Below are 14,187 nucleotides of genomic sequence, written 5' to 3' on the forward strand. Positions count from 1 at the left end.
TTACTCTCCGGCTGCCCTTGTTCCATCGGCGTGCAAGCCGCCGATTGCCGACCTTATCGCGGGAAGTTGGGCAGGCGCCACGGAAAAATGCCGGATGCCAACGGCCAGCAATGCGCCTGTTCTGCGCTGATCGCCGGCCATGTCGCCGCAGATGCTGAACGGTTTGCTCCCGCCAAGGTTCACGGCATAGGCGATCAGGCGCAGTACGGCCGGCACAGCTTTCTCGCTGTAAGCGGCAAAATCGGTATCGTCACGAGCCGAAGCGGCAACATATTGCAAGAGGTCGTTGGTGCCGAACGAAAAGAAATCAGCGTCGAACTGGTCGAGCATCAGCGCAGCCGCCGGCACTTCCACCATCATGCCGATCGGAGGGTCTCGATGCGGTATGGCGCGGCGCGCAAAGGCGGCGGCCTCCTCCCGAAAGATCTGCCTGATCTCATCGACATCGGAGGGAAAAGTCACCATCGGCAGCATGACGCGCAGATTGCCGAAGATTGCTGCACGCAACAGGGCGCGCGCCTGAACACGCGCAATCTCAGGCCTGGCAAGGAGAAGGCGTATGCCGCGAAGGTCAGGCGATGTTTCAAGGCCAGAGAGCGGCTTGTCGCCACCCACATCCAGCATGCGGATCGTCACTGGTCTGGTGCCAGCCCAGTCAAGCAGGCGCCGGTAAATGGCCAACTGCTTATCCTCGTTTGCAGCATCGGCAAGTGACGTTACCGCAAATTCGGAGCGCATCAGTCCGATGCCGGCGGTCGACGCTGCGCTGATCCTTTCGATTTCATCGGGGGCATTGACGTTGATGGACAACAGCACCTCTAAACCGTCGGCCGTGCGCGCGCTGCCATTGTCGGTTATCGCCGCCGCACTCGTCGTCGGATGCTCGGCTTGCAGCGGGCGGGCGTTCTCCTTGCCTGCTTGAAGAATAACGGCTCCGCTATCGCCATCAACGCCGATAAGTTGCCCTTCTTCGATCGCGAAGCGACCGGCCCCTATAACCATCGGGACTGACCGGGATCTTGCAAGCAGCGCAACATGGCCTGCAGCGCTTCCGCCATAGAGCGCAATGCCGCCACCAGCGGACCAGTCATGTGCAAGAAAGCGGCTGGGCTCCATGTCCTTGCCGACATAGATGGACCCAGGTGGAAAGTCTCCTACCGGCGTTCCGGTGAGCGCGGCGAGGACACGATTCTTGATATCGAGAATATCGACGGCACGTGCCCTGAGCTGCTCTTCGTCAGCGCTTTCCAATTCGCGGACATATCCATCGAGTGTCGCCACCCATGCAAAAACTGCGTTCTCGCCTGCATCGATCCGCGCGCTCGCCATCTCGGTGATCGTCGGATCGCGAAGCACCTCGATCTGGAAATCGATGATGTCGCCACCTTCTGCGTCAGCGCCAGCAGCCAGGTGCTGGAGCTCGCCGATGGCGGTCTCGATGGCGCCCGCAAGCTCCGCGCGCTCCGAAACGGCAGGCGGTGACATGAAAACTGTGGCCGGCGGTTCCGCGATGTAAGCCGGCCCGGTCGCAACACCCGGCGACGCGCTGGTGGCTTTCAATCTATGCGGTGCGGCCATGCTTCTTCTCTTCATCGAAGTTTCGCTCGATGAGATCCTTCAACGCCCGGACTGCCTCTTCTGCGAGGATTCCGTCGGCGCGGATTTTCAATATCGAACCCTTGCGGATCCTGGCACCCATGATCTTAATGATGCTCTTGCCGTTCAGCCAGACGTCACTGCCGTTGACCGCGACTTCGATCAAGCAGGGGAACGACTTTGCCAGCCGCGTGAACGTCACGGAGGGGCGAGCGTGCAATCCCACGCCGTGCTTCACCTCGACTTCCGTCTGGCACCTGGCGTGCACGTGTTCGGCCTCCCGGTTTCCTATGCGCAATCCGCCGCTCATCAGGGTGACAGTTCCTCCGCCGTTGCTACGACCTTGGCCAGCGATGCTCCGCCGGAGGCCTCCGCAGCGGCGATGACCGCGCCCTCCACCACGGGAGCATTGCAAATCGAGACGAGCTTCGCGCGCGGCAAACCGAGCATCTCAATGGCCATCTCGCTGTTGGTTTCGGCGCCACCAAGATCGACGAAGACAGCGACGCCTGCCTCCGACCACGCCTCCTCGATGGCCTTCAGGATGCCGCGGGCATCGGTGCCGAGTTCGCCGTGACTGTTGCCACCCGACCAGGCGAGCGGAACACTGTCGCCGACCATCTGCCGGACCATGTCGGCCGTGCCCCGCGCAACGAGCGGCGAGTGGGAGACGATCACGATCCCAACGTTTGGCTTCAAGTTCATGCCTGGTGATACTCCATGAGATAGCGGCAGATCGCGGTTGTCAGGAGAGCACAGCTCGAGGCGCCAGGATCGACATGGCCGATCGACCGATCCCCGAGATAGGAGGCGCGCCCTCGCATGGCCTTCATGGCCGCAGTCAGCTCGGCGGAAAGTTCAGCCCGACGCGCGATGTCCGTCAAAGGCGAACAATGCGCGAGTGCATCCTGAACAGGATAGAGAACATCAAGAAGGGTCTTGTCGCCGGCATGCGAGCGACCGCGACAGGCGACCGCGTCGATTGCCTGCTTCAGAACCGAAGGGAAATCCCGCTCCTCGTCCAGTGTGCGAAGCTCACGCCCCATCGCCATAAGCAGCGTTCCATAAAGCGGGCCGGCCGCGCCGCCGATACTCATCACCAGTGTCAAACCGATCTTCTCCAGCGCGTCCGGCAAGGGGAGACCTGCGAGCGCGGCCTCTTCGGCGCTCACCGCTTCGCAGCCGCGCCGCATGTTGGTTCCGTGGTCACCATCACCGATTGCGCGATCGAGAGCGCACAGATGATCGCTGTTTGCCGCAATCGTCGCACGGCAGGCTTCAATCAATCCAGCAAGAAGAACCGGTTCTGCCTGCATCTGATGCCCTCCCGAGCGCCCGCCAATTCATCCGAGCGTTGCCATCATTTCGAATGCGCCTGCCACAGCGACGGCTCCAGGATCCGGCACTCCCTCAAGATCCTTCTCGCCAACGTAGGAGGCCCGTCCTGCCCTTGCCTTGCGCATGACCTTGGTCGACTCGGCGCCAGCTGCTGCAGCTCTTGCCGCAGCCGCGACATCGCCTGCTGTGAGGGCGGCGAGCGCCGGAGCCAGTGCATCAACCATCGTGCGGTCACCGACGCCGGCCCCGCCATAGAACGTCATCCGATCGAGCCCGGCAAGCAGGGCAGTAGCGATATCCGTCTTTTCCGCCATGGCTTTAGAGGCCGCCGTAAAGAAGATTGAAAGCAGGACGCCACTGGAACCACCCATGCTCGTGCTCAGGATCTCGCCGAGCGAGGCCATCAAGGCGGCTGGATCCTTGAGTGGCAGCGTATCGATGCGCGAAAGGATGCTGCGTGCGCCGGCAGCAACGGTGGAACCGGTATCGCCATCACCAACGCGGCCATCCAGGCGATTCAACTCCGCTTCGAGCGAAATCAGATGCTCGCAAAGCGTCGTCAACAAAAGACGATTGCGACTGTCGTCGCTGGCCGACGTCGCTGCATCCCGCGCCGCCACTTTGGGAACAGGAACGATAGCGATCTCATGTCGTTCGCTCACAGGCGGCCAGGCATGCGGGTCCACGGCGGCCTTCAGCGCGGCTTGGCGACCAGCATCCAGCCGGATTAGCGATAGCGAGAAGCCGTTCATGTTGAGTGCGGTCATCATAGCTGCCGGCCCGATGACCAACCGAACACGGCCGGAAAGCGGTGAGGACAGCACCGCATTGGCGATCACGCCCATCTCGAGTGGGGGCACAGCGCCAAGGTTGTTGATCAGCAGGCAATAATCCTCTGTTTCCTCAATCTTGGCTGCCAAGCGCTCCGCGATGGTCGCCACCAGATCGGCAACCGGCTGCAGCGCAATGCGTTCTGCCCCTGGCTCGCCGTGGATGCCAAGCCCGAGCTCCCCTTCGTCGGCACCAAGCCGGTCCTCATGCGCTTGGCCAGGCACATTGCAGGTCGAGAGTGACATGCCGAGCGAAATGATGTCGCGCGCTGCGGCGCTCGCCTCAGCTGCGACCGTCTTAAGATCGGCTCCGGTTTCGGCGTGATAGCCGGCGATCTTGTGTACGAATAGCGTACCGGCAACGCCACGAGGCTGGTTGATCCCGGGAATTGCGATGTCGTCTGCAACGATTACCATCTCGACATCGAAGCCTTCGGCGCGCGCCTTTTCAGCGGCAAGGCCGAAGTTCAGGCGATCACCGGTATAGTTCTTGACGACCAGAAGAGCGCCCTTCGGGCCGGTTACGGCGCGGATCGCCGTCAACACCGCGTCCACACTGGGTGAGGCGAAGATTTCCCCTGATACTGCGGCCGTCAGCATGCCCTTGCCAACGAAGCCTGCATGCGAGGGCTCGTGGCCGGCACCGCCACCGGAGATGACTGCGACCTTGGACTTATCCCAGTCCGCGCGCAGGATCACCTTGATCTCGGGGAAGGTATCCAGACGGGCGAGCCGACCGGCGCCGCTTGTCAGGAGCAGGCCGTCCAGGGCTTCGGTGACGATGGTTTCCCGGCGATTGAAGAAATGTTTCATGGAGTGGGATCCGTCTTTCATGCCAGTGTATTTGTTTCGTTCATTGCTTATCCAAGGCGCTGGCCGCTGGCGTCGAAATAGAGCGGGTCGCGGAGCGTCAGGCTGATGCTATCACCTGGCCGGATCGCGAGATACGGATCGGCAAGTGTGACGAGCTTGTGGTCGCGCACCTTGATGTGAAGGTGGTTCTGGTCTCCCAGGTGCTCGATCCAGTCGATCTTGGCGTTGGCGTTCTGATTGATGACGATATCGAGATGCTCGGTTCGCGCCCCGATCGTCTTCGTTCCCCGCGGCGGATTGGCGCCCGGAAGGAGATCGGTTGGCAAGAGGTTTATGTGCGGCTGACCAAGCCGTGCAGCCACATGAAGACTGGCAGGATTGCCGTAGATTTCGCGGGGCGTCCCGACCTGCAACAGCCGTCCCTCCGCAACGATGCCGATCCGGTCGGCCATCGTCATGGCTTCGACCTGGTCGTGCGTCACATAGAGCAAGGTCGAACCGAGCTCCTTCTGGATGCGCTTCAGCTCCAGACGAAGTTCCGCACGAAGTTTCGCATCGAGCGAGGAAAGCGGCTCGTCCATCAGATAGATGGCGGGGCGGCGCACCAGCGCCCGTCCAATCGCAACGCGCTGCATTTCGCCACCCGACAGACGCGTCGAACGGTTCTCCAGCTTGTGGTCGATCCTCACCATGCGTGCAATTTCGCGCACGCGACGGTCGATCTCTTCACTCGTGAGCTTGCGCGCCGGCGCGCGCAGCGGAAAGGCAAGGTTGTCGTAAACCGTCATGTGGGGATAGAGCGAGTATTGCTGGAAGACGAAAGCGACATCCCTGTCAGCCGGAGCTTCGCCTGCGACGTTGCGACCGGCGATTTCAATGCGGCCGCTGTCAGGGCGTTCCAGTCCCGCAATAAGGCGCAGCGTCGTCGTCTTGCCCGCGCCCGTTGGCCCGAGCAGAACGACGAACTCACCGTCTCGGATCGAGAGGTTCAAGTCAGCGAGTGCCTGTGTATCGCCAAAGCGTTTGTTGAGACCCTTCAGAATAATGTCAGCCATGACGCCCCTCCGAATAGAGTTCCGAGGCAATGGCACGGCCCGACTGGCAGTTAAACAGCGCCAGCTTGGCCGGATTGAACTCAAGGCCAACGGTTTCGCCGATGCCGAAATTGCGGTTTGCCGGGACACGCGCCTTGATGACGCCGCTCGCCGTCTCGATTGCCACGACCTGGTTGGTACCGAGATACTCGCTGCCGTAGACTGCGCCGCGCAAGGGAGAGGTGTCACTGAAGCGAATGTGTTCCGGCCTGACGCCAAGCGCCAGTTCGGCCTCGGCCAGGTCCTGATGTATCTCTGGAACGCTGACATCAACACCATGAAGCGATATCGACCGTGCTCCCGTCTTAAGGCCCGAGGTAAAACGCATGAAGTTCATCGGCGGCGAGCCAATGAAATCGGCGACATACATGGTGGCTGGCTTGCTGTAGATCTCCTGCGGTGTCCCGAATTGCTCGATGACGCCATGATTCATGACAGCGATCTTGTCGGCCATTGCCATGGCCTCGTGCTGATCATGCGTCACGTAGACCGTCGTCGCATGAATGCGGTTATGCAGTTCGCGCAGCTCGTGGACCATGATCTCGCGGAATTCCGCGTCGAGCGTGCCAAGAGGCTCATCCATCAGAAAGCACTTCGGACGGCGTACGATCGCGCGACCGAGAGCCACGCGCTGGCGATCGCCGCCGGCAAGACCGGAGACGGATCGTTCAAGGATATGATCGATCTGCAAAAGCCGCGCGGTTTCCTCGACGCGCTTTCGGATCTCGGCCTTCGCCATCCCCTGGGAGAGCAGTGGAAAGCCGATGTTCTTGCGCACGTTCATATGCGGGTAGAGCGCAAAGAGCTGGAACACGAAGGCGATGTCGCGGGCGCTGGCGCGGTTAAACGTAACGTCTTCGCCATCAAGGTAGATCTTGCCGCTGGTCGGCAGTTCAAGTCCCGCAATCATGCGAAGCGTCGTCGTCTTGCCGCAGCCCGACGGTCCAAGCAGCGCCAGGAACTCCCCGTCATGGATGACGAAGCTCGAATCCTCGACGGCGACGAAGTTGCCGAACTGCTTGCGGAGATTTTCGATCCTGATGTCGGCCATCGCTCACTCCGGAAACTTCGAGACAATGATGAACATTGCGGTGCCTGCAAGCAGCATCACCAGCGAATAGGTGTAGAGCACCAAAAGGAACGGCTGGAAGAGCATAAGGAAACCGATGGCGATCAACGTAGTTGCGATGTTCTCCATTGGTCCCCGACGCAGGAAGAAGGGACGCTTGGGGCGCAATTTACGCGGTGTTTCCATGAGATGGGTCATTTGCGGACCGCTCCGAAGGTGATGCCACGCAAGAGCTGCTTGCGCAGAAGAATGGTAAAGACAAGGATCGGGATGAGAAAGATCGTCGTTCCAGCCGCGACTGCTGGCCAGTCCTGACCGCCTTCGCCGATGATTGTCGGGATGAACGGCGGCGCCGTCTGGGCTTCACCCGAGGTCAGCAGTGCCGCGAAGGCATATTCGTTCCAGGCAAAGATCAGGCAGAAGATCGCGGTGGCGGCGATGCCGGTGGTTGCCTGCGGCAGGACAACCTTCCAGAATGCCTGCAGCCGGGTGTAACCATCGATCATCGCAGCTTCTTCGTATTCGCGCGGGATCTCGTCGATAAAGCCCTTTAATAGCCAGACGGCGAGTGAGACGTTGACCGCCGTGTAGAGCAGGATCATGCCGAGCGCCGTATCGGAAAGGCCAAGCTGCCGATACATGAGATAAATCGGGATGGCGACGGCAATCGGCGGCATCATGCGCGTCGACAAGATGAAGAACAGCAAGTCGTCGGCAAGCGGCACCCTGAAACGGGAAAAACCATAGGCTGCCAACGTTCCCAACGATACGGCCAGGAACGTCGAGCCGAAGGCAATCACCAGCGAGTTGGCAAAGCGCGGCAGAAAATTCGAGGGGCCAGCAATCACCATGTTGCGTTTGCGCGTAACCTCATCGCAGGTACCGCTTGGCGCCGGCAGGGCAGCGATATATTCCGGCGTTTGCCTCGTTCTCGTCGTCAGAAGGTTGCAATAGCCTTCAAGCGTCGGCGTGAAGAAGATCTTCGGAGGATAGCTGATGGAATCCGGCGGCGACTTGATGCTGGTCAGGAAAATCCAGACGAGAGGGATCATCGTGATCAGAGCGTAGAGGATCACGATGGCGCCGGCGATGCGCTTGCTGGTCGGGCTCGGCTCGACGACCGAATGGGCTGAGGTAACCGAGTTCATCGCTGCTTCACCTTGTTGAGCGCTTTGACGTAGATGTTGGCAAGACCGAAAACGGCAACGAAGAGGACGATGGCGAAGGCCGATGCGCGTCCGGTCGCCCAGCTCTCGAAAGCGGCCCGCTTCAAGGTGATGGAGGCGACCTCGGTGGTCGAGCCCGGACCGCCACCCGTCAACAGCGTGACCATGTCGAACATCTTGAAATTCTCGATGCCGCGAAACAGCACGGCAAGCATGATGAAAGGCAAGGCCATTGGCACCGTGATCGACCAGAATTGCCGCCATGCGGAGGCGCGGTCGACCTCGGCCGCCTCATAGATATAGTCGGGGATGGAACGAAGGCCCGCCAGGCAGATCAGCATGACGTAGGGCGTCCACATCCAGGTGTCGACGATGATGATCGCCCAGGGCGCCAAAGTGACACTGCCGAGCATTTGGATATCGCCTGTCGGGATGCCGGTGAGGAGAGAAACGGCGTAGGCGAAAAGACCGATCTGCGGCTCGTAGAGGAAGCGCCAGAAATTCCCGACGACGGCTGGAGACAGCATCATCGGTATCAGGATCAGCGTCGTCCAGAACGCGTGGCCGCGAAACTTGCGGTCGATCAGATAGGCAAGCGCAAAGCCGATAACCGTCTGAAAAAGGATCGTCCAGAAGACAAAGTGCGCCGTCGTCTGCATTGCCTGCCAGATATCAGGGTCGGTGAGCACCCGCTCGTAGTTGCTCAATCCGACGTTCAGGACCGGCGCATTTGGACGGTTGGCGCGATAGTTGGTGAACGAGAGATAGATCGCCCAGATCAGCGGGAAGATGTTGATGGCGAGAAGCAGGATCATGGTTGGGGCGATAAACACCCAGGCGATCGCTCGATCTGACAATCCGCGGACGCGGCGGGCGATTGATGTCGGCGTCGCCCTTGCGGTTGCGTCTACTGTCTTCTCGACCATGGATGAAGAGGAAATGTTCAAGGTATCACCCGGTCTTGTGGTATGTGAGTGACGCGGCGGCCCGGCAGTCTTGGCAATCCGGGCCGCCACTTTGGCAAGAATAAATTGCGTCCAGGTGGACACTAGATCTTGCCGTCGTCCTTGAAGACTTCGGTCCAGTCCTTCACCAGCCCGTCAAGCGCTTCCTTGGCGGTGCCGTTGCCGGCCACGACATAGTTGTGAACGCGCTTTTGCATATCTTGGAGGAGGGTTGCGTAGCTCGGCTCGGCCCAGAAATCCTTGACGATCGCCATGGAGTCCAGGAACGCCTGGGCATAAGGCTGGCTGGAGGCAAAGTCAGGCGCATTCACCACCGATTTCAGACAGGAATAGCCGCCGAGCTTCCACCATTTGGCCTGGACGTCCGGCTGGGCGAACCACTTGATGTATTGCAGAGCGGCGTCCTTCTTGTCGGAATAGGAGACCACCGAGATGCCCTGCCCGCCAAGCTGCGCAAAATGCTTCTTTTCTGCTGGATTGGGGAAAAAGCCGATCTTGTCGCCGCCCACCTTCTCGTCCTTGTAGAGGCCGGGCCAGGTAAAGGCGAAGTTCATCTGCATCGCGACCTGGCCGGATTTGAAGGCATCGGCGGACTCGACCATGTAGACGTTGGAGCTGCCGGGCGGGGTGCAGCAATCATAGAGCGCCTTATAGAATTCCAGACCCTTGACTGCGTCTGGCGAATTGACGAAGCCTTCCATCTCATAGGGCTTGTCCGGGTTGTCGTACTGGAAGCCCCAGTCATAGAGCACGTTCGTCACGCCCATGGTGATGCCTTCAGAACCACGCTCGGTGTAGATCGAAGCGCCGTAGACGGTCTTGCCGTCGATTTGACGCTTCTGGAAGAACTCGGCGATGTCTTTCAGTTCGTCGTAGGTCTTAGGCGCCGCGAGGTCCCGGCCATACTTTTTCTTGAATTCCTTCTTCAGCTCCGGCCTTTCGAACCAGTCCTTCCGATAGGTCCAGCCGACCACGTCACCCATTGCAGGCAGAGCCCAGTAGTTCGGCGTATTCTTCGGCCACTCCGAGTAGCCAACCACCGTCGCCGGCACGAAGTCATCCATCTTGATGCCTTCCTTGTCGAAGAAGTCGTTGAGCTTGACGTAGTGACCGTTTTCCGCCGATCCTCCAATCCATTGGCTGTCGCCGATGATCAGGTCGCAGAGTTTTCCGTGAGAGTTCAGTTCGTTGAGGAAGCGATCTGCATAGCTCGTCCACGGGACGAACTCGAATTTCATTTCGGTGCCGGTCTTGGCCGTGAAATCCTTCGACAACTCGACAAGCGCGTTCGCCGGGTCCCAGGAGGCCCAGCAGAGTGTCAGTTGGTCGGCTTTCGCAAGGTTGGGCAGCGCCGACGACATGATGAATGCTGAGGCTAGCCCGAGAAGGGCTTTCGATTTCGTTTGCATACGTTCCTCCCAGAACCAAGGCCAGCTCCCCGCTGGCCGCGCAAATCCACCAATTTCAGAGAATGCCTACATGAACTCCTCAACTCTCATGTTTAGCACTGTGTTTAGTGATAGACGGTTTTCTAAACATTGCAAGTGACAATCGTTGTTGCGCTGCACACGCGTGCGGGACCCGCCAGTACCTTTCTTCGGCTGAATCCGAGTTACCGCGCCCGGAACCACAAGCAAGTGCCGCGATGCGAGAGCTGAACCTGGCGCGTCCCGGGATGATCCGGCCAAGGCAGCGGTGATCTGGCTACGAATTCAGGCCCGAGACGATCCTGACCGAAGGCGTCGCGATCGCGCCAGGTAATCGGCGCATTGCCAATTCCTGTGACGACGGCAACGATTCTGGCTGTGCGACCTCAAGCTAGGCCGTACCTGGTTGGGATTCGCTGCGCGGGAATTTGGCTGTTAAAACAATTCAATTGCGCATAAGCTGACCCTGTTTTTGGGGAGACGGGCTTGAATGTTGCGATTGGTTCGTGCGCTGTTTGGTCTTGCCGTTCTCGTTGGTCTAGGTGTGCTTCTCTGGTTTGCAACCAGACCGCCGCCGCTCATCGTTCAGGGCGAAGTTTCGGCCAATAGGGTCGATATCAGCCCACGCGTCTCCGGCAGGATCGCCAAGCTCAACGCTGACGTCGGCGACAATGTCGAGAGTGGCGCGATTATCGCGGAGTTGGAAAGCCCGCAGCTTGTTGCAGGGCTGCAGATGGCCAAGGCTGCTCTTGCAGTTGCCGAAGCGGATCTTGTTCGGGTCAATAGCACCCGACCAGAAACGATCGCCGCGCGGAAGGCGGAACTGGCTGCGGCCACCGCCGATGTCACCTTGTATCAGGAGGATTTCGACCGCCAGGCAAAACTGGTCGCGACCGGAGCCTCCTCGCAATCGCGCGTTGACGAGACGACGCGCAACCTCGAGGCGGCCATCCGCAAACGCGAGTCAGCCGAAGCCAACCTCGCACTCGCGGTCGCAGGAGCGAGCAAGGAGGAGAAGGCCCTCGCGGCTACCCAGGTCGAGCGAACAAGGTCGTCGCTCAACCAGCAACAGGTCGACATTGCGGAACTGACCATTCGTGCACCGATCTCCGGCCAAGTGACGACTCGTGTGGCTGAACTTGGTGAGAATTTTTCGGCCGGCGCCCCGTTGTTTTCGCTGATCGACCTGCAAAATCCGTGGTTTACGTTCAACTTGCGCGAAGATCTGCTGAAGGGCCTGAAGATCGGAGACAGCTTCGACGTCATGGTGCCGGCAATGAACAACGCCAGAATTCCGGTCAAGGTCACGACGATCAACGCGCAGGGGCAGTATGCGACCTGGCGCGCCACCCGCGCGACCGGCGATTTCGATCTCCGGACCTTCGAGGTGCGGGCAAATCCGGTCAACCCAATGCCAGGACTGCGCCCCGGCATGAGCGCCATCGCATCGTGGCCGCCCGCGGAGCATTGACATGACGGCGAAGGGGCGGCTGCGCCCCAGCTTCCAGGTTGTCTTCAGAAGGGAATTCGACCGCTTCTCCCGTCGACGCCTCCTTTTGTTTCTAACAACCGTCCTGCCGCTGCTGCTGATGGGGATTCTGGCAAGTGTCTTCAGCGCCGGCCTTGCGACGCGCCTCCCGATCGCAGTGCTCGATCTCGACGGCACGGACCTGTCAAGGACGATCATCCGCACGGTCGATGCAACACCGGATACAGCCGTCGCGCGGCGTGTCAGCGATCTTGCGGAAGGCAGGCAGTTGATCCTGTCGGGTCAGGTTCGGGGTCTCCTGATGTTGCCACTAAATCTGGAGCGCGACGTTTATGGCGGACGCCGGCCGGAGGTCGTCTTTTTCTACAACACGCAGACAATGACGTCAGGCAACCTCGTGCTGCGTGGCGTCAATGCTGCCGTGCCGGCTGTTGCTGCCGGCATTCGCCTGTCCTTGCGAACAGCGGAAGGGCAACCTCTCGAGGCCGCGCAAGCTTCGCTCGCCCCGATCCCCGTTCAGATCAATCCGCTGTTTAACCCGACACTCAACTATGCGCATTTTCTCCTCGCAGCGTTGCTGCCGAGCGTCCTACAAGTCATCGTCGTCACGACCATGGCCTATGCCGTTGGGCTCGACGTCGAAACTCCCCATCGTCTTCGTGTCCTCAGACGCTTGGGCGGCGGTTTGTGGCCGGCAATGGCCGGCAAGATTTTGCCCTACACCCTGCTTTTTCTGGTGGTTCTCGGAATTGCGGATTGGGTTCTTTTCGGCGTCCTCGAGATGCCGTTGCGCGGCAATCGCTATCTGCTGATCCTTGCCGGAATCCTGTTTATCCTTGCCGACCAGTTCATCGGCGTTCTGCTTGCATTGCTGCTGCGGCCGATGGCGAGTGCCATCAGCATCGGCACCCTGCTGATGGCGCCGGCCTTCGGTTTCATGGGCATCGGCTTCCCAAGAATCGGCATGAATGCGTTTGCCTATAACTGGGGACAGATGATCCCTGGCACCTGGTATCTGATGGCACGCATCGATCAAACGATAAGAGGAACTCCGCTCGACCTCTCCTGGAAGCCGATTGCCGTCCTGCTTTTCATGGTGCTGCTCTTTGCAGGCCTGACTGCGCTGCGGCTGGAAATCATTCGCGCGCCGAACCGGCCCCGACGGTCCCAGCAAGCGACAGTCGAAGGAGCCCCGGAATGAAGGCCATCCTGACAGTCTGCCGCATCGAGTTGGCGCGTATTTTCCATCTAAAACCCGCCTTCGCAGTTCTGGTGGTTGCATCCGTCATCTATGCCGCGTTTTACCCGCAGCCCTATCGGACAGAAGCCTTGCGGGACGTGCCGATCGCTGTCGTCGACCTCGACGGGACAGCCAGCAGCCGCGAACTTGCCCGACGCGTGGATGCCTCCGCAGATGTCGCTGTCAGCGCGGTCTTTCCCGATCAGGCCGGTGCAAGGCGGGAGGTCTATACACGCAACCTCTATGGCGTGCTTGTCATCCCTCAGTATTTCGAACGGGATTTGCTGCACCATCGCCAATCGCCAATCGCGCTCTATGCAGATGCCAGCTACTTCCTGATCTATCAGCGCTTGTCCGGTGGCGTCGTGGCAGTGGCGCGCACGATGGGCGCAGAAGTGGAAACTGCCAGACTGATTGCCGCCAAAGTGGACCCCGTGCTTGCCGCAGCCGCCGCCGACCCGATGCCGTTGACAGCAGTCCCCCTGTTCAACCCCCAGGGGGGCTATGCAACATACATCCTGCCTGCCGCCTTTGTGCTGATCCTGCAGCAGACGCTGTTAATTGGGGTCGGTCTTCTCGGCACTTATAAAAACAATCAACTCAGTAGCGAGCTGACCGCAGCGGCCAGCCCCGCCGGCGTCGTTGCCGGAAAGCTGCTGGCTTACCTCATCCTCGAAACCGTCATTATGTCGTTCTACTTGATTGCGCTTCCCTATCTCTACAGTATTCCGCGCCTGGGAACACCGCTCTCGATCTTCGCCTTCGCGCTGCCCTTCGTGCTTGCGGTCAGTTCTTTGGGATTGGTTCTGGCTGGCCTGTTTCGCGATCCCCTGACGGTGCAGCTTGTGTCGGCCGCCTTGGGAATACCGTTCCTGTTTCTGGCCGGCTTTTCATGGCCGACGGAAGCAATACCTCCTTTTCTGCATGCAGTGGCAACGCTGTTGCCAAGCACCTCCGCGATAAACGGCATGGTCGCCATTTCACAGTTGGGCGCGTCCATCCCGGATGTGCGCCAACCTTTTCTGACACTGTGGATATTGGCTGCGATTTACACCGTAATCGCCATTTTGCTCGAAAGCAGAAGCCGGCGGACCATGGTCGCGTTATGACAGCGCTAAAGCCGCGACATTGTGGTGTGCGATGCCCCCGGCTGGTCCGAG

The 14,187-nt window shown here is 59.9% G+C and carries 14 protein-coding genes; 3 read left to right on the top strand and 11 right to left on the bottom strand.

The features are described from left to right. The 11 genes from BN77_RS23260 to BN77_RS23310 all read right to left on the bottom strand — a co-directional run bounded on the left by BN77_RS23260 (position 1) and on the right by BN77_RS23310 (position 10,280). A complete protein-coding gene (locus BN77_RS23260) occupies positions 1 to 1,578 on the bottom strand; it encodes a putative PEP-binding protein (RefSeq protein WP_040678349.1) in 1,578 nt (525 codons plus the stop codon). Next, positions 1,562 to 1,906 (bottom strand): HPr family phosphocarrier protein, encoded by a 345-nt coding sequence (locus tag BN77_RS23265; RefSeq protein WP_007536645.1) that lies wholly within the window; start codon positions 1,904 to 1,906, stop codon positions 1,562 to 1,564. Before BN77_RS23265 ends, BN77_RS23260 begins: the two co-directional genes overlap by 17 nt. After that, complete coding sequence (gene dhaM, locus BN77_RS23270) at positions 1,906 to 2,301, bottom strand: dihydroxyacetone kinase phosphoryl donor subunit DhaM (protein WP_007536648.1); 396 nt, start codon at positions 2,299 to 2,301, stop codon at positions 1,906 to 1,908. The genes BN77_RS23265 and dhaM overlap by 1 nt, the downstream gene beginning before the upstream one ends. After that, positions 2,298 to 2,912, bottom strand: coding sequence for a dihydroxyacetone kinase subunit DhaL (dhaL, locus tag BN77_RS23275; protein WP_007536650.1), 615 nt, complete (start codon positions 2,910 to 2,912; stop codon positions 2,298 to 2,300). The genes dhaM and dhaL overlap by 4 nt, the downstream gene beginning before the upstream one ends. Positions 2,913 to 2,939: 27 nt before the next feature. Next, positions 2,940 to 4,577 (bottom strand): dihydroxyacetone kinase subunit DhaK, encoded by a 1,638-nt coding sequence (locus tag BN77_RS23280; RefSeq protein WP_007536652.1) that lies wholly within the window; start codon positions 4,575 to 4,577, stop codon positions 2,940 to 2,942. Positions 4,578 to 4,624: 47 nt separating this feature from the next. Further along, a complete protein-coding gene (locus BN77_RS23285; protein ID WP_007536654.1) occupies positions 4,625 to 5,632 on the bottom strand; it encodes an ABC transporter ATP-binding protein in 1,008 nt (335 codons plus the stop codon). After that, positions 5,625 to 6,722, bottom strand: coding sequence for an ABC transporter ATP-binding protein (locus BN77_RS23290; protein WP_007536657.1), 1,098 nt, complete (start codon positions 6,720 to 6,722; stop codon positions 5,625 to 5,627). The genes BN77_RS23285 and BN77_RS23290 overlap by 8 nt, the downstream gene beginning before the upstream one ends. A 3-nt stretch (positions 6,723 to 6,725) precedes the next feature. Next, positions 6,726 to 6,938, bottom strand: a complete 213-nt coding sequence (locus tag BN77_RS23295; RefSeq protein WP_007536658.1) for a hypothetical protein — start codon at positions 6,936 to 6,938, stop codon at positions 6,726 to 6,728. Then, positions 6,935 to 7,888, bottom strand: a complete 954-nt coding sequence (locus BN77_RS23300) for a carbohydrate ABC transporter permease (protein WP_007536661.1) — start codon at positions 7,886 to 7,888, stop codon at positions 6,935 to 6,937. The genes BN77_RS23295 and BN77_RS23300 overlap by 4 nt, the downstream gene beginning before the upstream one ends. Next, the gene (locus BN77_RS23305) at positions 7,885 to 8,853 is read right to left on the bottom strand and encodes a carbohydrate ABC transporter permease (RefSeq protein ID WP_208856473.1); all 969 of its coding nucleotides are present in this window, start codon (positions 8,851 to 8,853) and stop codon (positions 7,885 to 7,887) included. Before BN77_RS23305 ends, BN77_RS23300 begins: the two co-directional genes overlap by 4 nt. A 101-nt stretch (positions 8,854 to 8,954) precedes the next feature. After that, positions 8,955 to 10,280 carry an ABC transporter substrate-binding protein gene (locus tag BN77_RS23310; protein WP_007536666.1) on the bottom strand — a complete coding sequence of 442 codons (1,326 nt, stop codon included), beginning with the start codon at positions 10,278 to 10,280 and terminating at the stop codon, positions 8,955 to 8,957. A 508-nt stretch (positions 10,281 to 10,788) separates the two neighbouring features. Between BN77_RS23310 and BN77_RS23315 the strand changes: the two genes are divergently transcribed. Genes BN77_RS23315 through BN77_RS23325 form a run of 3 tightly spaced genes read left to right on the top strand, consistent with a single transcriptional unit; the run spans position 10,789 to position 14,136 of the window. Next, positions 10,789 to 11,769, top strand: a complete 981-nt coding sequence (locus BN77_RS23315) for an HlyD family secretion protein (RefSeq protein ID WP_007536668.1) — start codon at positions 10,789 to 10,791, stop codon at positions 11,767 to 11,769. A gap of 1 nt (position 11,770) precedes the next feature. Further along, positions 11,771 to 12,988, top strand: a complete 1,218-nt coding sequence (locus BN77_RS23320) for an ABC transporter permease (RefSeq protein WP_007536670.1) — start codon at positions 11,771 to 11,773, stop codon at positions 12,986 to 12,988. After that, complete coding sequence (locus BN77_RS23325) at positions 12,985 to 14,136, top strand: ABC transporter permease (protein ID WP_007536672.1); 1,152 nt, start codon at positions 12,985 to 12,987, stop codon at positions 14,134 to 14,136. The genes BN77_RS23320 and BN77_RS23325 overlap by 4 nt, the downstream gene beginning before the upstream one ends. The last annotated feature ends 51 nt before the right edge of the window (positions 14,137 to 14,187 follow it).

The sequence above is a fragment of the Rhizobium mesoamericanum STM3625 genome (assembly GCF_000312665.1).
Classification (GTDB): domain Bacteria; phylum Pseudomonadota; class Alphaproteobacteria; order Rhizobiales; family Rhizobiaceae; genus Rhizobium; species Rhizobium mesoamericanum.